23 protein-coding genes and 1 pseudogene are annotated in these 19,446 nt (G+C 68.3%); 21 read left to right on the plus strand and 3 right to left on the minus strand.

From position 1 onward, the window contains the following. Positions 1-109: 109 nt before the first annotated feature. From IFT55_RS15390 to IFT55_RS15410, 5 genes are all read left to right on the plus strand, one after another. A complete protein-coding gene (locus tag IFT55_RS15390) occupies positions 110-601 on the plus strand; it encodes a hypothetical protein (RefSeq protein ID WP_192093240.1) in 492 nt (163 codons plus the stop codon). Next, entirely contained in the window at positions 598-1,905 is a 1,308-nt protein-coding gene (locus IFT55_RS15395) for a DNA-packaging protein (protein WP_192093241.1), read from the plus strand. Before IFT55_RS15390 ends, IFT55_RS15395 begins: the two co-directional genes overlap by 4 nt. A 102-nt stretch (positions 1,906-2,007) precedes the next feature. After that, positions 2,008-2,193, plus strand: coding sequence for a hypothetical protein (locus IFT55_RS15400; RefSeq protein WP_192093242.1), 186 nt, complete (start codon positions 2,008-2,010; stop codon positions 2,191-2,193). Further along, the gene (locus tag IFT55_RS15405; RefSeq protein ID WP_192093243.1) at positions 2,186-2,662 is read left to right on the plus strand and encodes a DUF2335 domain-containing protein; all 477 of its coding nucleotides are present in this window, start codon (positions 2,186-2,188) and stop codon (positions 2,660-2,662) included. Before IFT55_RS15400 ends, IFT55_RS15405 begins: the two co-directional genes overlap by 8 nt. 196 nt (positions 2,663-2,858) lie before the next feature. Then, the gene (locus IFT55_RS15410) at positions 2,859-3,962 is read left to right on the plus strand and encodes a phage portal protein (protein WP_192093289.1); all 1,104 of its coding nucleotides are present in this window, start codon (positions 2,859-2,861) and stop codon (positions 3,960-3,962) included. Here IFT55_RS15410 and IFT55_RS15415 read toward each other — a convergent pair. After that, the gene (locus tag IFT55_RS15415) at positions 3,925-4,101 is read right to left on the minus strand and encodes a hypothetical protein (RefSeq protein WP_192093244.1); all 177 of its coding nucleotides are present in this window, start codon (positions 4,099-4,101) and stop codon (positions 3,925-3,927) included. The genes IFT55_RS15410 and IFT55_RS15415 overlap by 38 nt on opposite strands. A gap of 38 nt (positions 4,102-4,139) precedes the next feature. Here IFT55_RS15415 and IFT55_RS15420 point away from each other — a divergent pair, with 38 nt between their 5' ends. The 15 genes from IFT55_RS15420 to IFT55_RS15495 all read left to right on the plus strand — a co-directional run bounded on the left by IFT55_RS15420 (position 4,140) and on the right by IFT55_RS15495 (position 15,840). Further along, positions 4,140-4,448 (plus strand): DUF6127 family protein, encoded by a 309-nt coding sequence (locus tag IFT55_RS15420; RefSeq protein WP_192093245.1) that lies wholly within the window; start codon positions 4,140-4,142, stop codon positions 4,446-4,448. Next, the gene (locus IFT55_RS15425; protein ID WP_192093246.1) at positions 4,436-4,813 is read left to right on the plus strand and encodes an HK97 family phage prohead protease; all 378 of its coding nucleotides are present in this window, start codon (positions 4,436-4,438) and stop codon (positions 4,811-4,813) included. The genes IFT55_RS15420 and IFT55_RS15425 overlap by 13 nt, the downstream gene beginning before the upstream one ends. Positions 4,814-4,900: 87 nt before the next feature. Beyond that, the gene (locus IFT55_RS15430; protein WP_192093247.1) at positions 4,901-5,926 is read left to right on the plus strand and encodes a phage major capsid protein; all 1,026 of its coding nucleotides are present in this window, start codon (positions 4,901-4,903) and stop codon (positions 5,924-5,926) included. 61 nt (positions 5,927-5,987) lie between these two features. Next, entirely contained in the window at positions 5,988-6,482 is a 495-nt protein-coding gene (locus IFT55_RS15435; protein WP_192093248.1) for a hypothetical protein, read from the plus strand. Next, positions 6,479-6,682: a hypothetical protein gene (locus tag IFT55_RS15440; protein ID WP_192093249.1), complete on the plus strand. Its 204-nt coding sequence runs from the start codon at positions 6,479-6,481 to the stop codon at positions 6,680-6,682. The genes IFT55_RS15435 and IFT55_RS15440 overlap by 4 nt, the downstream gene beginning before the upstream one ends. Then, complete coding sequence (locus tag IFT55_RS15445) at positions 6,679-7,062, plus strand: DUF3168 domain-containing protein (RefSeq protein WP_192093250.1); 384 nt, start codon at positions 6,679-6,681, stop codon at positions 7,060-7,062. The genes IFT55_RS15440 and IFT55_RS15445 overlap by 4 nt, the downstream gene beginning before the upstream one ends. A 21-nt stretch (positions 7,063-7,083) precedes the next feature. Further along, on the plus strand, positions 7,084-7,491 hold the full coding sequence (locus IFT55_RS15450) for a phage tail tube protein (protein ID WP_192093251.1): 408 nt from the start codon (positions 7,084-7,086) through the stop codon (positions 7,489-7,491). After that, entirely contained in the window at positions 7,488-7,805 is a 318-nt protein-coding gene (locus IFT55_RS15455) for a gene transfer agent family protein (protein ID WP_192093252.1), read from the plus strand. Before IFT55_RS15450 ends, IFT55_RS15455 begins: the two co-directional genes overlap by 4 nt. Next, positions 7,802-7,993 carry a phage tail assembly chaperone gene (locus tag IFT55_RS15460; RefSeq protein WP_192093253.1) on the plus strand — a complete coding sequence of 64 codons (192 nt, stop codon included), beginning with the start codon at positions 7,802-7,804 and terminating at the stop codon, positions 7,991-7,993. The genes IFT55_RS15455 and IFT55_RS15460 overlap by 4 nt, the downstream gene beginning before the upstream one ends. Beyond that, positions 7,986-8,546: a tail tape measure protein gene (locus IFT55_RS15465; RefSeq protein ID WP_192093254.1), complete on the plus strand. Its 561-nt coding sequence runs from the start codon at positions 7,986-7,988 to the stop codon at positions 8,544-8,546. Before IFT55_RS15460 ends, IFT55_RS15465 begins: the two co-directional genes overlap by 8 nt. A gap of 1 nt (position 8,547) precedes the next feature. Then, on the plus strand, positions 8,548-10,833 hold the full coding sequence (locus IFT55_RS15470) for a DUF2460 domain-containing protein (RefSeq protein WP_192093255.1): 2,286 nt from the start codon (positions 8,548-8,550) through the stop codon (positions 10,831-10,833). After that, a complete protein-coding gene (locus IFT55_RS15475; RefSeq protein ID WP_192093256.1) occupies positions 10,830-11,615 on the plus strand; it encodes a DUF2163 domain-containing protein in 786 nt (261 codons plus the stop codon). Before IFT55_RS15470 ends, IFT55_RS15475 begins: the two co-directional genes overlap by 4 nt. 378 nt (positions 11,616-11,993) lie before the next feature. Continuing rightward, positions 11,994-14,105 (plus strand): GTA baseplate fiber-binding domain-containing protein, encoded by a 2,112-nt coding sequence (locus IFT55_RS15485; RefSeq protein WP_192093257.1) that lies wholly within the window; start codon positions 11,994-11,996, stop codon positions 14,103-14,105. After that, the gene (locus tag IFT55_RS15490; protein WP_192093258.1) at positions 14,102-14,602 is read left to right on the plus strand and encodes a DUF2793 domain-containing protein; all 501 of its coding nucleotides are present in this window, start codon (positions 14,102-14,104) and stop codon (positions 14,600-14,602) included. Before IFT55_RS15485 ends, IFT55_RS15490 begins: the two co-directional genes overlap by 4 nt. A 107-nt stretch (positions 14,603-14,709) precedes the next feature. Continuing rightward, entirely contained in the window at positions 14,710-15,840 is a 1,131-nt protein-coding gene (locus IFT55_RS15495; RefSeq protein WP_192093259.1) for an OmpA family protein, read from the plus strand. 309 nt (positions 15,841-16,149) lie between these two features. Here IFT55_RS15495 and IFT55_RS17800 read toward each other — a convergent pair. Then, a pseudogene (locus IFT55_RS17800) lies at positions 16,150-16,857 on the minus strand (IS6 family transposase); the annotation flags it as partial. 70 nt (positions 16,858-16,927) lie between these two features. Next, a complete protein-coding gene (locus IFT55_RS15505; RefSeq protein ID WP_192093260.1) occupies positions 16,928-17,962 on the minus strand; it encodes a cellulase family glycosylhydrolase in 1,035 nt (344 codons plus the stop codon). A 390-nt stretch (positions 17,963-18,352) separates the two neighbouring features. Here IFT55_RS15505 and IFT55_RS15510 point away from each other — a divergent pair, with 390 nt between their 5' ends. Continuing rightward, entirely contained in the window at positions 18,353-19,363 is a 1,011-nt protein-coding gene (locus tag IFT55_RS15510; protein ID WP_192093261.1) for a zinc-binding alcohol dehydrogenase family protein, read from the plus strand. Positions 19,364-19,446: the final 83 nt, after the last annotated feature.

Consider the following 19,446-nt stretch of genomic DNA (forward strand, 5'->3'; position numbering starts at 1 on the left):
TCTTGACATCGTCACGTTGATCTGGCACAAAACGGGAACGATGAGGAATTGCGGGTCGGGGCCGGGCACAATGGTGCTTCCGGCCCCGACGCATGTCGGGGGACGGGCGATGGATGACGATGTCGTGCTGAGGGCCGGGCGCAACCGGGTGTTGCAGAAACGGCGCATTCCCGGCGGATGGACGAAAGCGCGGCGCATCCGGTTTCTGGATCACCTCGCCGCGACGTGCAACGTCCGGGCGGCGGTCGAGACGGTAGGCCTGTCGATGTCGAGCCTGTATGCGATGCGCCGACGCGACGACGCGTTTGCCGAGGAATGGCGGATGGCGCTGCTGGCGGGGTACGACCGGCTGGAAGGCGAATTGCTGCGCAAGGCGATCGCCGTGCTGAACGACGACGCGATCGGCGATCCCGACCATGTCGTCACCGGCCCGGTCAGCGTCGAACAGGCGATCAAGCTGCTCGACCGGCATCATGCGATGCGCAAGAAGGAAGGCGCGCCCGACCGGCATCAAAGCTTTCGCGCGACGCAGGCCGAAACCGACGCGATGCTGATGAAGCGTATCCGGGCGCTCCGCCTTCAGCGAGAGGCGACGGCATGAGGACGCTCGATCCGATGGTCGAGGCGCTCGTGACGATGAGCGAGGCGCAATTACAACGCGTGATGAAACGGATGACGCAACATCGCCGCCGCGAACTGGCGACGCGGTGGGGATTATGGGCGCATGCCGGACAGTCGATCGCCGACGACGACTGGATGGTGTGGATGATCCAGGCCGGGCGCGGGTTCGGCAAGACTCGCGCCGGTTCGGAATGGGTATGCCGTCATGCCGCCGAACGCGGCGACCTGCGCGTGGCGCTGGTCGGTGCGACGCGGCGCGATGTCGAGACCGTGATGGTCGGGGGCGAGAGCGGCCTGCTGGCGGTCGGGCGGCATTATGGCCCTGTGCGCTGGCGCCCGACGGCGGGCGTCGTCGAATTCGGCAGCGGCGCGCGCGCCTATGCCTATAGCGCGGAGGTGCCCGACACGCTGCGCGGGCCGCAGCATCATCTGGCATGGTGCGACGAGCTCACCAAATGGCGGCGCGCCGATGCGACGTGGGACAATCTGATGATGGGCCTGCGGCTGGGCGAACATCCTCAGGCGCTGGTGACGACGACGCCGCGTGCGGTGCCGCTGCTGCGGCGTATCCGCAAACTGCCGGGGGTGCGCATCACCACCGGGCGGACGCACGACAATATCCACCTTGCCGACAGCTATGTCGAGGCGATCGAGGCGAACTATTCCGGTACGCGGCTGGGGCGACAGGAACTGGACGGCGAGCTGATCGACGACATTGCCGGTGCCTTGTGGTCGCGCGCGACGATCGAGGCATGCCGGGTCGACGCCGCGCCCGAACTGGTGCGGGTGGTGGTCGGGGTCGACCCGCCCGCCGGGACCGATGGCGATGCGTGCGGCATCGTCGCGGTCGGGCGCGGGCGCGACGGTCATGGCTATGTCCTTGAGGATGCGAGCGTCGCGGGTGCATCGCCCGAAGGCTGGGCCCGCGCGGTCGCGGGCTGTGCCGGGCGGCATCGCGCCGACCGGGTGGTCGCGGAATCGAACCAGGGCGGGGCGATGGTGGCAAGCGTGCTGCGCGCTGCCGACGCCGCGCTGCCGCTGTCGCTGGTCCATGCGTCGAAGGGCAAGGCGGCGCGCGCCGAGCCGGTATCGCTGTTGTACGAGACGCGACGGGCGTTCCACGCCGGACGCTTCCCGGAACTGGAGGACGAGTTGTGCGGGCTGGTCGGCGGCGGCGGCTATGAGGGGCCGGGCCGATCGCCCGACCGCGCCGACGCGCTGGTATGGGCGATGAGCGAATTGATGCTGGGCGCGCGGGGAGAGGCGATGGTGCGGGTGTTGTAGGGTGGGCGGCCGAAGGTATCGACACGATATAATTGACAGCGCGATGTACCGGTATCACGTAGCAGAAGGATCATCGCATCACGGCAAAGGGCAGGGACGATCATGAAGTACCGGTCTGCACGCACCGGCAAATTCCTGTTGGACGGCGCGGCGCGCATCGTTGCGGTCCCTGGTATGGACCGGACGTGGCGTTCGATCAATGCCGGATCGATCGTGTCGGACTGGACGATGGTCGGCAACGATCTTCGCCGGTCGATGGGTCGCAAGGCGGAACGTATCGTTGGTTGACGAGGCCGGCAGCGCCAGCGACCGCGAAGAGGCTGCGGTCGAGCAAGTCGAAGCTATTCTCGAACCATTCGAGCCGCGAGTGCAGCGGGAAATCATCGAGCAGACGCAGACGATGTTTCATCTGGGGCCGTTGCCCCCGGCCGAGCTGTTGCGGGATCACGACCGGGTGGTGCCGGGACTGGCGCGGGAGATCGCCGATAGTGCGGCGGCGGAACGGCGTTTTCGCCACGACATGACCCGGCGCACCGGTACGCAGGAGTTTGTGCTGAATCTAGCAGGACTTGGCGCGATCCTGATCGCCTTGCTGATGATGTTGGGGATCGTGGCCTACATGGTCGCTTCGGGTGCGCCGCTTGCCGGTTCTGCGTTCGGCGGTGCGATCATCGTCGGTGTCACGGTTGCGCTTTCGAACTATCGAAAGTCGCAGACGACCGAAATGGGCCCTGCCGAACGCCCGACACCGGAATAGGGACTACGCCACGCACATACCGGTTTGCGCTCCGTCCGAGCGCGGACCTTTTTTCGCGTGCCCCTTCGACATCGGTTGGGGTCGAGACTGACGTCCCGCGCCCTCGATAAGGGTGATCTTCACGCCGACCGGTCGGCGACGATCTTCGGATGGCCGGTCCTCGGCCGACGGTTTCATGTTTTCAGGGAGAGCGATGATGCACTGGTTCGGACGCAGGTCCGGGCGCGACGGGTCGCGTCCGATGTTGATGCGTGGCAGCACGGGAATGGCGGCGGGGTCGGCATGGCCGGTGACGTACGAGGCGCAGGTGCGCGAGGCGTATCTGGGCAATCCCATCGCGCAGCGGGCGGTGCGGGTGGTGGCGGAGGGGGTCGCGTCCGCGCCGCTGGCAGGGACGGCGGCGGCGGTCGCGCTGGTCCAGGCGCGGTCGTCGGGGCAGGAGTTGGTCGAGACGGCGGCAGCGCATCTGTTGCTGCACGGCAATAGCTATATCCAGATCATCGCCGACGGGGCGGGGGGCGTGGGCGAACTGTTCGCGTTGCGGCCCGAGCGCGTGTCGATCGAGGCGGACGCGAGCGGGTGGCCGGTGGCGTATCGATACCGCGTCGGCGCGAACGTGACGCGGATCGCCGCGCAGGATGCTGGCGGGCGACCCGCGCTGATCCACATCCGCGCCTTTCACCCGACCGACGATCATTACGGGCTGGGCTGCATGGGCGCGGCGGCGGGGGCGGTGGCGATCCACAATGCCGCCGCGCGGTGGAACAAGGCGCTGCTGGACAATGCGGCGCGTCCTTCGGGGGCGCTGGTCCATGATCCGGGCGATGGCGGCGTGCTGTCGGCGGACCAGTTCGCGCGGTTGCGCGCCGAGATGGACGATGCGTTCGCCGGGGCGGCCAATGCCGGGCGGCCGATGCTGCTGGACGGCGCGCTGAAATGGCAGGCGATGAGCATGACCCCGGCGGACATGGATTTCGCGGGCCTGAAGGCACAGGCGGCGCGCGAGATCGCGCTGGCGTTCGGAGTGCCGCCGATGCTGCTGGGGCTGCCCGGCGACAATACGTTCGCCAATTACCGCGAGGCGAACCGCGCGTTGTGGCGACAGGCGATCGTGCCGATGGGGAACCGCATCCTGACCGGCATCCAGCAGGGGCTGACGCCATGGCTGGGCGAGGTCGCGCTGGCGATCGATCAGGACGGGGTGCCGGCGCTGGGCGAGGATCGCGAGCGGCTGTGGGCGCGCATCGGCGCGGCGGACTTTCTCAGCGTGGAGGAGAAGCGGGCGATGCTGGGGGTGTGACCGTGCAGGTCAGCGTCGCGCGGTCGAACTGGCCGCCGGCATCCGCGCAGGCATCGCCCTTCAGAAACGGGAACGCGAACGCGAAGGCGACGAGCGCCGTCACGAAGGCGGCAAGGACGAGGCGCAGGCGGGATCTCACGGGGTCGCGCTATCGCCGGAACGGACGGGAGACAAGCGATGGGCAACGACATGCTGCTGGCGCGGCTGATCGGACAGGCGGTCGAGGACGGCGCCGAACTGGAGACGCTGCGCGCGATCGCCGAGGCAGCGGGCGAGGCGGGTGCGAGCCGGGCGATGGCCCGGATCGGGCTGTCCGATGCGGCGGCCGAAACCGACATGAAGGAGTTGCGCGAATTGTTGCGGGCGTGGCGCGATGCCAAGCGGTCGGCGGTGCGCGCGACGCTGGCATGGGTGATGCAGATGCTGCTGGCAATGGTGCTGGTCGGCATCGCGTTCCGCACCGGGATGCCCGAATGGGCGCGGTGAGGTTCGCGGGCTATGCCGCGATCTTCGGTCATGCCGATCGCGGCGGCGACGTTGTGCTGCCCGGCGCGCTGGTCGCAGGGAGCGGCGTGCCGTTGCTGTGGCAGCATCGCGGGCGACCGATCGGGGTGATCGAGACGATCGGCGAGGATGCGCGCGGGCTGCGCGTGGTCGGGCGGATCGATGCGGACGCGCCGGCACGGCTGGTGGCGGCGGGCGCGATCACCGGGCTGTCGTTCGGCTATCGCGTCACCACGGCGCGCAGCGGGCGGTATCGGGTCATCGCCGCCGCCGAACTGATCGAGGTCAGCGTGGTCGCGCAGCCGATGCAGCCGCTGGCGCGCATCCATGCGGTGGCACCGGGTTAGCCGGGCCGCCGGCAAGAGGGGTTTTTCCGAAAGGGCGTCGCGATTGCGGCGCCCTTTTTCTTTGGGAGCGAGCGAATGGAGACGAACATGGATATGCTGGAAGCAGGCTTTTCGGGTGTGGCCGCGCCGGGGAACCGGCCGTTGCTGTCGGGCGGTACGGCGGCGAGCGGGTTCGGGGCGTTCGTGCGCAGCGGGGCGGCGGTCGAGACCAAGGCGATGAGCGGCGTGAGCGATGCGGCGGGCGGCTATGCGGTGCCGCGCGAGATCGACGCGATGATCGACGCCACGCTCAAGGGCAGCAGCCCGATCCGGTCGATCGCCAACGTCGTGACGGTCGGATCGGCGGGGTATCGCAAGCTGGTGACCAGCGGGGGCACGCCGTCGGGATGGGCGGCGGAAACGGCGGGACGGCCCGAAACCGCGTCGCCGGTGTTCAACGAGATCGCGCCGCCGATGGGTGAGCTGTACGCCAATCCGGCGGCGAGCCAGGCGATGCTGGACGATGCCGCGTTCGACGTCGAGGAATGGCTGGCGGGCGAGATCGCGACCGAGTTCGCCCGGGCGGAGGGGCAGGCGTTCGTCAGCGGCACAGGGGTGAACCAGCCGCGCGGGTTCCTGAAATCGCCGGTCGCGACCACCGGCGACGCGGTGCGCGCGTTCGGGACGATCCAGTATCTGCCGAGCGGGGCGGCGGGCGATTTCGGCAGTGAGCCGGAAAACCGGCTGATCGACCTGGTCCATACGCTGCGCCGGCCGTACCGGCAGGGGGCGACGTGGGTGATGAACGCGCAGACGGCGGCGCGCATCCGCAAGTTCAAGACGGCGGAAGGCGCGTTCCTGTGGGCGCCGGGGCTGGTGGCGGGGCAGCCCGACACGCTGCTGGGCTATCCGGTGCTGGAGGCGGAGGACATGCCCGACATCGCCGCCAACGCGCTGGCGATCGCGTTCGGCAATTTCCGCGCGGGCTATCTGATCGCCGAACGGGCGGAAACGCAGGTGCTGCGCGATCCGTATTCGAACAAGCCGTTCGTCCACTTCTACGCCACCAAGCGTGTCGGCGGGGCGGTGATGAACGCCGAGGCGATCAAGCTGATGCGGTTCGCGGCGGCATGATCGCGCGGCGCGGGCGGACGATCCGGTCCGCCCGCGCCTTTCCAATCGGGGGGAGAAAGACATGACGGCAGCGCCCTTTCCGGCGGCGACGATCGCAGCGGCGCGCGACGCGGCGCGCGAACAGCTTCGTATCGCCGGCCACGCCGAGGATGCGTTGATCGATCGGCTGTGCACGACCGCGATGACGCTGGCCGAGGCGTTCACCGGCACCGCGCTGATCGCGCGCGATCACGTAGCGACGATGGGCGTGGCGGCGGAGTGGCGGGCGCTGCCGACCTGTCCGGTCCGCGCGATCACGGCGGGTGCGGACGTGGCGGCGATCGATATCGACGCCGACGGCACCGGATGGGTGCGGATGACGGCGGCGGGCGAGGTGCGCTTCGTCGCGGGGATGGCCGACGACTGGACGGCGCTGCCCCCGCCGATCGCGCATGGTGTGATCGTGCTGGTCGCGCATCTGTTCGACACGCGCGAACGCGACGCCGCGCCGCCGGCGGCGGTGGGGGCGTTGTGGCGGCCGTGGCGGCGGATGCGGTTGGGCGAGGTGCGACGATGATCGCGCTGGCGAGGCGCGGCGTCGCGCTGGGGGAAGCACGGGCGCGCGACGCGGTGGAGCGGGTGGCGGCGGAGGTTGCCGCCGTGCCGGGCGTGACGGTCGAGATCGTCGCTGACGGCGTCGTGTTGTCGGGGCGGGGACTGGCGCGGCGGGCGGTGAGCGACGCACGGCTGCGCGACCTGGCGGGGTGGATGCGATGATCGCGGCGACGCTGGTGCAGGCGATGCTGGTCGAGCGGCTGCGCGATGCATTGCCCGACGCGGCGGTGTTCGACGCGCCGCCGGTGCGCGGCGCGCGACCCTATGCCGTGGTTGAGACGCCGGTGCTGACCGATTGGGGCACCAAGGATGCCGCCGGGCGCGAGGGGCGGGTCAGCGTGCTGCTGTACGATGCCGGCGAGCGGCCGGTGCGGCTGCGCGACCTTGCGGCGCGGGCGGAGGCGGCGGTGCTGGACGCGCCGCGCGCGCTGACCGGATGGCGGATTGCGAACATCGTGTTCCTGCGCGGGCGGGTGGTGCGCGAGGGCGAGGGACGGTGGATCGCAGCGATCGAGTTTCGCGTGCGGATGCTGGCGGATTGAGGTTTTTCGGGGAGAGCGAACATGGCGGCGGAAAAGGGCAGTGCGTTCCTGTTGAAGGTCGGGAACGGGGCGGTGCCGGTGGTCTATGCGACCGTCGCCGGCCTGCGCACGACGCAGTTGAGCGTGAACGGCGAGGCGGTGGCGATCACCAGCAAGGATTCGGGCGGGTGGCGCGAATTGCTGTCGGGCGCGGGGGTGCGGTCGGTCAGCGTGTCGGGTGCGGGGGTGTTCACCGGATCGGCGGCGGAACTGCGGATGCGGAGCCACGCGCTGGCGGGCACGATCGACGACTATCGGCTGACGTTCGAGAGCGGCGAAACGATGACCGGCCGGTTCCTGATCACGCGGCTGGACTATGCCGGGGATTATAACGGCGAGCGCAGCTACACGGTCGCGCTGGAAAGCTCCGGCGTGGTGGTGTCGGCATGAGCGGGACGCAGGATGCCAATCCGGCGCGCGGCGAGGCGGCGGTGCGCGTCGCTGGCGAGATGCTGGTGCTGCGGCCGAGCTTCGCGGCACTGGTGGCGGCGGAACAGGAACTGGGATCGCTGTTCGCGTTGGTCGAGCGGGCGGCGGCGGGGCGGCTGGGGATCGGCGAACTGGTCGCGCTGCTGTGGCATTGCCTGCGCGATCCGTCGCCGATGACGCGCGAGGCGTTCGGCGAGGCGGTGACGGCGGGCGGGCTGGCGGCGGTGACGCCCGCGCTGAAGATCCTGATCGGTCAGATACTGGGCGGACGGTGACGTTCGCGGACGGCGCCGCGCGTGCCGCCGGGCTGGCCGGGGTGGCGTTCGGGTGGACGCCCGCCGCCTTCTGGGCCGCGACGCCCGCCGAACTGGAGGCGCTGGTGCGCGCGCTGCGGGGCGACACCGCCGTGCCGTGCGATGCGGCGGCGATCGCCGAACTGAAGGAGCGTTTTCCCGATGGATGAGGAAATCGAACGGCTGATCGTGCGCGTGCGCGCCGACACCGCCGGGTTCGCCACCGACGTGGCGGCGATGCAGGCCAGTCTGGACGGGCCGTTCGCGGCGGGGGTCGACCGGGCGGGACGCGCGATCGAGACGACGATCGCGCGGGCGATCCGCACCGGCACGCTGAGCTTCGACGAATTGCGCGACGTGGCGCTGAACGTGCTGGGCGAGATCGCGGCGGCGGCGATCATCGACCTGACGTTGCCGGGGGGCGGTGGCGGGAGCGGCGGCGGCGGGCTGGCCGGGATGCTGGCCGCGCTGATCGGCGGGGCACCGGGGCGGGCGACGGGCGGGCCGGTCAGCCCCGCGCGACCCTATTGGGTCGGTGAGCGCGGGCCGGAACTGTTCGTGCCGACGAGCAGCGGACAGGTGGTGCCGGCGGGCAGCGGCGGCGGGCGCGAGGTGCGGGTGGCGATCACGGTCAACGCACCGGCGGGCGAGACACCCCGCGCATTGCAGCAATCGGGCCGGCAGGTCGCACGCGCGGTGCGTGCGGCGTTGATGGAGGCATAGCATGGGGCATTGGCTGGCGAGTGAACGCACCGTGCAGGACGCGCGCGTGCTGACGCGGTTCGACCCGATGTACTGGACGGTCGATTTTCCGCGCCCGATGATGGCGTCGGTGGTGACGACCGCGCCGGACGCGCTGCGCGTGGATTGCGTGTTCTATCGGCGCGACGATCTGGCGGGGTTGATCTGGGCGGCGGAGGACCGGCACGATCATCCATTGCTGCGCTATGCCACCGACCGCGATTTTCGCGGGTGCCGACTGGCGTTCCGCTGGCGATCGGCCGGGGTGTGCACGCTGGACGCGGTGCATGGCCCGGTGCTGACGATCGAGGGGCGCGATGCAGGCGGTCAGCCGCGGGCATGGTATGTGCGGTTGTGGAATTACGCGACCGGTACGCCGCAGGACGCGCGGATCGCGATCGATTTCGCATCGGTCGACGGCGGGTTCCTGTTGCCGGGCGAGGCCGATCCGGTGTGGGCGGGCGATATCGACCGGATGTTCGTGTCGATGGTGCCGCCGGAGTATGATGCGGGCGACGGACCGCTTGCCGCGCCGGTCGAAGGATGGGTCGAACTGACCGACCTGCGGTGCGACGGGCCGGGATCGGTGCTGACGATCGGCGACGTGGTGGTGCCCGAACACGGGCTGCGCATCGCGAGCGGATATGACGACAGCTATCACCTGACGCCCGCGCGGCTGCTGCACAATGCCCTGCGCCTCGGTTATCGCGGCAGCATCGTCCATTATGTCGGGATGAGCCATTATTTCCGGCTCGAACGACAGGGCGACCAATGGGTCGTGGCGGCGGACGGTGCGGTGCTGAACGCGGCATGCGTGCGCTGGCATCGGGACTTTGCCGAACGGGCGCGGGCGCTGGGCTATTCGATCATCTGGTCGCTCAGTTACGAATTGTTCGACGCGCATTGCCCGGACCACTGGAAACAGCGGGCGGCGGACGGATCGCCCGCGCTGACCGGATGGGTGCCGCCATCGACGTTGCTGTCGCCCGCGCATGGCGGGGCGATGGCGTATCTACGCGCGGTGGCGCAGGCGTTCGTCGCGATCGCGACGGCGGCGGGGCTGGTGGCGCGGTTTCAGGTGGGCGAACCATGGTGGTGGGTGACGCCCGACGGGCGACCCTGCCTGTACGACGATGCCGCGCGCGCGGCATTCGGCGGCGATCCGCCGGTGATCGACCAGGTGCGCGCGCCGATGGACGCGGCGCGGATCGCCCTGCTCGACCGGGCCGGGGAATTGCTGGCTGCGTCGACCGCCGCACTGGTCGCGGCGGCGAAGGCGGCGGGGGCGGTCGAGACGCTGCTGCTCGCCTATCTGCCGTCGATCCTCGATCCGCTGGCCCCCGAACTGAAGCGCGCGAACCTGCCGGTCGGGTGGGCTCGGCCCGCGTTCGACGTGTTGCAGTTGGAGGATTACGACTGGGCGGCGACCGGCAATGCCGGGGCGACCGCGCGCGGGCTTTCGGCGGCGGAAGCGCGGCTGGGCTATCGGCCGGACGAACAGCATTATTTCGCGGGCTTCGTGCTGCGGCCCGAGGATCGGGCGCAGTGGCGCGAGATCGCGGCGGCGGCGGATGCGGCGCGCGGGCGCGGCGTGGAGACGTTCGTCTGGGCGCTGCCACAGGTGCTGCGCGACGGGTTCGTGCAATTCGACGGGGAGGATGACGTGCAGCCATTCGATGACGTGCGCTTTCCGCTGGCGCTGGGGCGCGAGGCGGAAGTGATGCCCGAGACGTCGACGATGATCGCGACCGGCGGGGGCGGCGCGGAGGCGCGCAACATCGACTGGGCCGAACCGCGCACGCGATACGATGTCGGGCCGGGGGTGCGGTCCGATGGCGATATCGCGCTGTTGCTCGACTTCTTCCGCGCGCGGATGGGGGCGGCGCGCGCGTTCCGGTTGCAGGACCCGTTCGATCACGCGACCGGCGATCCGGTACGCGCCGACGACGTGCTGCTGGGCATGGGCGACGGAGCGCAGGTGCGGTTTGCGCTGGTCCGGCGCTATGGCGACATGGTGCGGCGGATCACGCGGCCGGTGGCCGGCAGCGTGCGCGTGGCGGTGAACGGCGTCGCGACGCAGGGCTGTACGGTCGCGGCGGGGGGACAGGTAACGCTGGACCAGCCGCCGCCGCCCGGCGCGCGGGTGACGGCGGGGTTCGCGTTCGACGTGCCGGTGCGCTTTGCCGAGGACCGGTTGCGCGTGGCGCGCACGACGCATGGCGCGGGGGAGGCACCGTCGGTGCCGCTGATCGAGGTGCGCGAGGCATGAACGCGTTGACGAGCCTGTGCTGGTGCTGGCGGATCGAGCGCCGCGACGGGGTGACGATCGCGCTGACCGCGCATGACCGCGATCTGGTGGTCGACGGGCTGGTGTATTGCGCGTCGCCGGGGATGACGCCGTCCGCCATCGTGCGCGACGATACGCTGGACGCGCCCGCGCTGGAGGTCGGCGGGCCGTTGAGCCACGCCGCGATCGGTGAGCGCGACCTGTTGGCGGGGCGGTTCGACGGTGCGCGGGTGGCGGTGTTCGCGGTCGACTGGACGGATCCGGCAGTGCCGGTGCCGTTGGCCGAAGGACGGATCGGGGCGGTGGAGGCGGGCCGTGGCGGCTATACCGCCGAACTGTTGGGCGGACAGGCGCGGCTGGACGAACCGGTTGTCGAGGCGACGTCGCCGGGGTGTCGTGCGACGCTGGGCGACCGGCGGTGCCGGGTGGCGATGGCGGGGCGGCGGCGGATCGCGACGGTGACGGCGCAGGACGGTGCGGTGCTGCGGATTGGCGGCGGTGGCGAAGGGTGCGCGCGGGGACGGTTACGCTGGATCGGCGGGGCCAATGGCGGGCTGTCTGACGACATCGCGGGCGGCGATGCCGACGGGGTGACGCTGGTCCGGCCACCCCGGTTCGACGGCACCGGCGCGCTGGTCGAAATCGAACAGGGGTGCGACGGGACATTGGCGACATGCCGCGACCGGTTCGACAACGTCGCCAATTTCCGGGGGGAACCGTATCTGCCGGGGATCGACCTGCTGACGCGTTATCCCGGCGGATGAGCGCGGTGGTGGCGCGCGCGCGGGCGGTAGTGGGATGCCGGTTCCGGGCGCAGGGGCGCGATCCGGCGGGCGGGCTCGATTGTATCGGGCTGGTCGGCTGGGCGCTGGGGGTGGCGGTGCCGGCGGGCTATCCGCTGCGATGCGACGATGCGGGGCGGATGGCGGCGGGGCTGCTCGCGGCGGGGTTGTGGCCGGTGGCGGTCGTTCGGCCGGGCGACGTGCTGGTGCTGCATAGTGCGCCGGGGCAGCTTCATCTGGCGATCGGGACCGGCGACGGGATCGTCCACGCCGATGCGGTGGCGCGGCGGGTGGTCGAGCGGCCGGGGACGCCGCCATGGCCGGTGGCGGGCATCTGGCGATCAACGGGGGAGGGCGAGGATGGCGACGATCGTGCTGACGGCAGTGGGGGGCGCGCTGGGCGGGCCGATCGGGGCGGCGATCGGTGCGATGGCGGGGCAGGCGGTGGACAATGCGCTGTTCGGATCGCGCGGGGCGGAAGGGCCGCGGCTGAGCGACCTTCAGGTACAGACGTCGAGCTATGGCACCGCGATCCCGAAACTGTTCGGGACGATCCGGGTGGCGGGGACGGTCATCTGGGCGACTGACCTGAAGGAAACGGGCGGCAGCGGCGGCAAGGGGCAGCCGACGCAGTACAGCTATTCCGCATCGTTCGCGGTCGCGCTGTCGGGACGGCCGATCCGGGGGGTGAAGCGGATCTGGGCGGAGGGCAAGCTGTTGCGCGGGGCGGCGGGCGACTGGAAGACCCGCACCCGGTTCCGGCTGTATCGCGGCGATGAGGCGCAGGCACCCGACCCGCTGATCGCCAGCATCGTCGGGATCGGCAATGCGCCCGCGCATCGCGGCGTCGCCTATGCCGTGTTCGAGGATCTGGCGCTGGCCGACTTCGGCAATCGTATCCCGTCGCTGACGTTCGAGGTTGAGGCGGACGATGTGGCGGTGACGATGGGCATGGTGGTGGAAACGCTGGGCGAGGGGGCGGTGCGGGCGGAGGCGGGCGGGCTAGTGCTGCACGGCTTCGCCGCGACCGGTGCGTCGGTGCGCGATGCCGTCGACGCGCTGACCGGCCCGACGGGCGGGTGGTATGCCGCCGATGGGGGTGGCGTCTTGGTGCGACGCGGACCGGGGCCGGTGCGGGTCGTGCGCGACGACGGCACGGCGGCGACGTGGCGCCGGGCGCGGATGGTGCCGGCGGATGTCACTATCGCCTATCACGATGTCGATCGCGATTATCAGATCGGAATGCAGCAGGTGCTGCGCCCGGGCGGGGCCGGGCGGACGGTGCGGATCGATCTGCCCGCCGCGATGCGCGCGGCGGACGCGGCGGGGATCGCGGGCGATGCCGCCGCCCGGATGCTGCTGGCGGGCGAGGTGCGGACGGTGACGCTGGGCTGGGATGCGCTGGACGTGGCGGCGGGCGACCGGATCGCCATCGCGGGCGAAACCGGGTCGTGGCGCGCGCGGCGGGTACGGGTCGAGGCGCTGACGGTGGTGGTCGAACTGGTGCGGATCGCCGGTGCGACGCTGCCCCCCGCTGCCCTGACGGGCGTGCCGGTGCTGGCGGCGGACGTGCCGGCGGGGACGACGCGGTTGCAACTGGTGGAGCTTCCACCGGGCGAGGCGCTGTCGGACGCGCCGGCGGTCGCAGCGGTAACGGCGGGAAGTGCGGCGGGGTGGCGGCGGGCGGCGCTGATGGCGCAGGACGGGGGTGGCTGGCGCGATGTCGGCACCAGTGCTGCGGCGGGGGTGATCGGCCGGGTCGCGGCGGCGATGCGCGACGGGCCGGCGACGATCGAGGACCGGGCGACGGTGGTGGAAGTCGCGCTGCTGCATGACGGCATGACGCTGGGCGATGCCGATGCGGACATGCTGGACCATGGCGCCAATGCGGCGGCGATCGGCGACGAGATCGTCCAGTTCGGCCGGGCCGAGCGAGTCGGGCCGGCGCGGTGGCGGCTGTCGCGATTGTGGCGCGGGCGGCGCGGGACCGAATGGGCGAGCGGCGGCCATGGTGCGGACGAGGCGTTCGTGTTGCTCGATCCGGCGACCCTCCGAATGGTCGACGATCCGGCACCGGCGATCGCGCGGTCGCTGACGGTAATGGCGACGGGTATCGCCGACGAAGACGTCGTGCAGGCGATGATCGTGCCGGACGGACGGGGGATCGTGCCGCCCACCCCGGTTCATGTGACACTGCACCACGACGGCGCGGCGCTGCACATCGCATGGGTGCGGCGTGCGCGCAGCGGATGGTGGTGGCACGATGCGATCGACGTGCCGCTAGGCGAGGAGCGCGAGGCGTACCGGGTCGTGCTGGTCGAGGGCGATGTCATGCTCACGATCGACGTGGCCGGACCGACGGCCACCCTGCCGCTACCCGCCGGACCGGCGACCATCGAGATCATCCAGATCGGCACGTACGGCGCATCGCGTCCGGCACGTGCCGTCTATCGACCGGAGACGAACCGATGACCGACGATACCACCCGACTGTCGCTGCCGCTGCTGCACGTTGCGCAGGCGCAAAAGGAAATGACGCATAACGAGGCGCTGACCCGTATCGACCTGTTGCTGCACGGTTGCGTAACAGGCGTCGCGGAAGACACGCCCCCTGCCGCACCGGATGTCGGGCAATGCTGGATCGTGGGCGACGCACCTACCGGAGCATGGACCGGGCGCACGGGGCAGGTGGCGGGGTGGACGGCCGGTGGTTGGCGGTTCGTCGTTCCCCGCGACGGGATGACATTGTGGTGGGCCGGTGGCGAAACGACCGCGACGTTCCGCGGCACACGCTGGCATCCAGGCGAAGTCCGCGCGACGCGGCTGGTGATCGGCGGCACGGCGGTGGTCGGGGCGCAACAGCCGGAAATCATTGGACCTGCCGGCGGAAATAGTGTTGATTCCGAATGCCGGGCCGTGCTCGAACGGGTATTGGTCGCGCTACGAGGTCATGGTCTGATCGCCGGTTGAAACCGTGTCGTTTGCGCAACACCACGATTTTTGTGCGCTTGCGTGGAAACTAACGCCCCGGTACTTGGTTTGCCGTGTCCGTAGGACAACTTTGAAAGGGGACTAGAATGCGGAAGCTTGCCGTCACATTGGCGCTCGCGACCACCGCGCTTGCAACTCCCGCCCTCGCCCGCGACAACGCGTGGTATGTGGGTGTGGAAGGCGGCGCGATGATCGTCGAAGACATCGACTATGATCTCACCACTCCGGCCGGCGGCGTCACCACCGTCGACAGCGACTATGGCTACGACGTCGGTGGCCTGATCGGCTACGACTTCGGTGCGCTCCGCATCGAAGCCGAAGTCAGCTATCGCAGCGCGACCGTCGACGAACTTCGTACGACCGGCGCGATCGCGACCGGCCCGACCACGGCGGTCGGCGCAGGCACCTACAGCGGCGGTGGCCGTACCTCGGCGCTGAGCTTCATGGGCAACGCCCTGCTCGACTTCGGTGACGACGACGCCATCAGCGGCTTCGTCGGCGGCGGTGCCGGTATCGCACGCGTCAAGGCGAGCGACTATCGCGTCAGCAACAGCTTCACCGCGCTGGACGATTCCGACACGGTATTCGCATGGCAGGCGATTGCGGGTATCCGCGCCCCGCTGAGCGAGAACGTCGACGTTTCGCTGAAGTATCGCTTCTTCAACGCTGAAGACGTGAAGATCCAGAACGTGCGCGGCGTCGGCTATGACGGCCGGTTCCGTTCGCACAGCCTGCTGGGTGGCGTGACCTTCAACTTCGGCGCACCGGCAGAAGTGCCGCCGCCGCTGCCGCCTGAGCCTGTTGCTCCGCCGCCGCCGCAGCCGGTCGATACGCCGCCGCCGCCGATAACGGTCTGCACGCCGGGACCGTACATCGTGTTCTTCGAGTGGGACAAGTCGGACATCACGCCGGAAGCGGCCGGGATTCTCGACAACGCCATTTCGAACTATCAGAACTGCAGCAATTCGCAGGTCATGATTGCCGGACACGCGGATCGTTCGGGTTCGGCATCGTACAACGTCGGCCTTTCGCAGCGTCGTGCGGACTCGGTCCGTGCGTATCTCGAAGGTCGCGGCATCGGCGGTTCGTCGATCTCGACCGAAGCGTTCGGCGAAGGCCGCCCGCGCGTCGAGACGCAGGACGGCGTCCGCGAGCTCCAGAACCGTCGCGTGGAAATCACGTACGGTCCGGGTGCGGGTGCAGGCGCAGCCATGTAATCACCGGTTCTTCGGAATCAGTGTTTCGGAAGGGAGGTCGGGCAACCGGCCTCCCTTTTCGTTTATGTGGCGGACTGGCGGACTGGCGGATCGTCGGCCGGTTTGGCTGGTTTCGGGCGAGGTTGCTCGTCCTCTTTCCGTCAGGCTGTCTGTCCAATGGACGGTTGGTGTGATGATCGATCGCGCACTTCGATTGCGTCGATATCGCGCCGATTTTGTTCGGACGACCGACGGGGTGCTGTCAGTCTAACGCGAACCGCTCTCTGCACGATGCAGGTCGGTCTTTGAAGACAGGATGCTAGCTCGCAATGGCATGCCACTTTGCCAGGCGGCAGAGCGTCGTTCCTTGTAGGTCTGTGGGTCGACGAGATGGCGTTCGAGGTTGAAGTGATTGTGGACGTTGGCGTGCACCGAAGCGAACTTCCGTAAGGAGCTTATTCGCCTGGAACCGGAGCATGGCCCGGTTCCTTCGTCGGAATGGCAGATGACTGTTCTCCACCCGATTGTTTGCCCAGCGACCCACCTCCTGCTTCTCGGGGTTACCCAGATCCTTCATCGCGGCCCGGTAGGAGCGCAGGCTATCAGTGGTGATCGCTGCGGGTGAGCCATGACGCTTGGGCGCTTTCCTCGTGAAGGTGAGCGCTGCGTCCTTGTCGCGTGTTTTAGTGATGTAGCTCTCGAGGATCTCGCCCTGGTGGTCGACGGCTCGCCACAGGTAGACCATCTGACCGTTGAGCTTCACGTACATCTCGTCGAGGTGCCAGCCACTTGCGAAAGCCGCGCCTGCGCGACACCCGCTGACGCCTGATGTAACCGGCGAACATCGGGCCAACCTGTTCCGCCACATCCGCACCGTCTCGTGACAGATGTCGATGCCACGCTCGAACAGCAGGTCCTCACGTTCCGCAGCGACAGCGGGAACCGTACGTACATCATCACCACCAGCCGGATGACTTCAGGCGACGAACTGAACCGGCGGAACGGGCTGGGTCGTTTGGCTCTTGATGTTCGGTTCATGTCCGCCCGTTGTTCTAGGCCGAACGGTCGTGCCACCTTGGTCTGACAGAGTCCAATGTGTCATTTGCCATCAGGAGTGGCGGGGTCGCTTCGGCCGGACGCAGCCCACGCCGGCATTACCGATCGAGCACGGCCTGCGCGACGTGTTGCGGATGCTGGCCGGGTCGGAGATCATCATCGCCTCCCCAGATTCCGATTTCCATGCGCCGAACTGCCCTCCGTCCGTCACGTCGTACCGGTTCTCCTCCCGACAATCGCCATTCGGCACCATTCCCCAGGACCAGGTCAACCAGCCGATCTCCGCGCGCTGCAACTCACCCATCGCCCAGCGATAAGGGGAGGGTTTGCAGTCCCAACCTGCGGCGGTCGGTCCCTCGCCGAGCAGGAAAGGAATGCCTTCCCGGGTCACGCGGGCAATGATTTCGCGATACGGTGTCTTTCGCTCCTCCTCCGTACCAACCCAGTAGCTATGAGCGGAAACGATGATGGCATGGCGGGGATCGCCTGCATTAAGCGGAGCCCAGCTATCCAGTAGCATCCGGTACTCCTTGCCCCAATCGGACCCGTCGATCACGAGCGGAACTTGAATGCCGACCGAACGGATACGCGCGATCGCGTCCCGGTACCCGGCAAGAAAGTCGCGTTGCGACACTTCCTTGCCCGCCTCGTTTGCAATGTTCACCAACACCCAGCGCTGATGGCGACGTATCACTGCGGCAATGTCAGGCCGGATCCAATACTCGACACAGTCGCCCAGCTTTTCCCATTTGCCCGTAGCGGCATGGCATTCGACGATCGGGATCATCCCGTTCGTAATGCTGTTGCGGATGATCGCGTCGAGACTGGCTGCGGGGTAGCGCGGCTGCGTCATGATGCGGACGGCATTGGCACCCGTTTTGGCGATCTCCGGCAATGTACGCACACCTGTCGGATCGGGTGATGAAGAGAACATCTCATTGACACCGCGCAACACTACACGCTCGCCCGCCGCTGTATGGAGGAACCGTCCGCGAACTGTCATGGTGTCAGTCTTGGCCGGAGCCGCAAACGCGTTCGAGAATAACGGTGATGCGCATAAAATCGCGACGAACAGCGCTTTATTCAAATCACGTTACTCCTATCAAGTTAGCCAGTTGTTTGTGAGTTGCGTCCTGCCCCGAGCCGAACGGCTGCCTGTTGGATCCATAGGGCATTGTCAGACCTACGGGGAAGCTCGAAACCAGCATCGTTCCCTGCAGCAAATCGGCCTTAGTGTCCGCCAGGCGTTCTGCATCCGAATCTGCTTCGCTCTTTCAGGGGAAAGGAAGCGCGGCTGCCGTGAAACTGCAATAGGGGTAAACGGGCTAGGCCGTGGGTAGTTTGACAGTTTCCCGCTGCGCGGCTTAGCTTGCGATCGTCTGTTCATCCTTGCCTATGATCGTGGATCAAGGGGCTACGTCACGTTAGTGCGGCAAGGCCCGATCAACGGGCGCCAGTTGAAAAAGGAGATGAGGCGTTGAAGGCAGTCGTATGTGAGCAGCCATTCGAGTTGCAGATTGTCGATCGACCCCGCCCCGAACTCGGCCTGGGCCAAGTCCGGGTCCGCATCCGCCGTGTCGGCCTATGCGGTACCGACTATCATATCTTTGCCGGCAATCAGCCGTTCGCGAGCTATCCGCGTGTTCTGGGGCATGAACTGGCAGGGGAGGTGTTGGAGGTCCCGGAAGATTCGAAATTGAGCCGTGGCCAGTTGGTGACGATCATCCCGTATCTGTCATGCGGTACCTGCGTTGCGTGTCGCAAAGGAAAGCCGAACTGTTGCAACCAGATTCTGGTGCTTGGCGTCCACACCGACGGCGGCATGTGCGACGAGATCGTGGTGCCTCAAACCGCAGTTATTGACGCTACGGGACTAAGTTTGGACCAGGCGGCAATGGTCGAATTCCTCGCCATCGGCGCGCATGCGGTCGCCCGAGCCGCGCTTTGTCCCGGCGAGCGCGTTCTGGTTGTCGGCGCGGGCCCGATCGGTGTTGCAGTCGCATTGTTTGCAAGGGCGGACGGCGCACGTGTGACCCTGCTGGACACCCGGCAATCGCGGCTGGATTATGCTCGCGATCAGCTTGGCTTTGATGATGGGATCCATGCAGATGAGAAGGCGGGTGACCGTCTTTCCGATTCGACCGCTGGCGACTTCTACGACGCAGTTTTCGACGCTACCGGCAACATTCATGCGATGCGCGCGGGGCTGAATTATGTCGCACATGGCGGCCGCTACATCCTTGTGGGCGTCGCGACCGACGATCTTGTTTTCCCGGATCCTGAGTTCCACAAGCGTGAGGCTATGCTGATTGCGAGTCGCAACGCGCTCGGCGTCGACTTCGCGCGGGTCATTGCAGCGCTCCGAGACAAAACAATTCCGGCGGAAGCGCTTCACACGCATAGCGTCGACGCGGACGATTTGCCGAAAAGCGTTCCCGAACTGATCGCCGACGCTGATCATGTGCTGAAAGCGATCGTTACCTTTTGAGCAAGCTGCCTGTGCCCGGCAACTTTTTGTTCATTCGCCGGGCATCGCTTAACGCCTCTGAGATTACTGCCGGTGTGATGGCC

The organism is Sphingomonas sp. CFBP 13720 (assembly GCF_014842075.1).
GTDB lineage: Bacteria > Pseudomonadota > Alphaproteobacteria > Sphingomonadales > Sphingomonadaceae > Sphingomonas.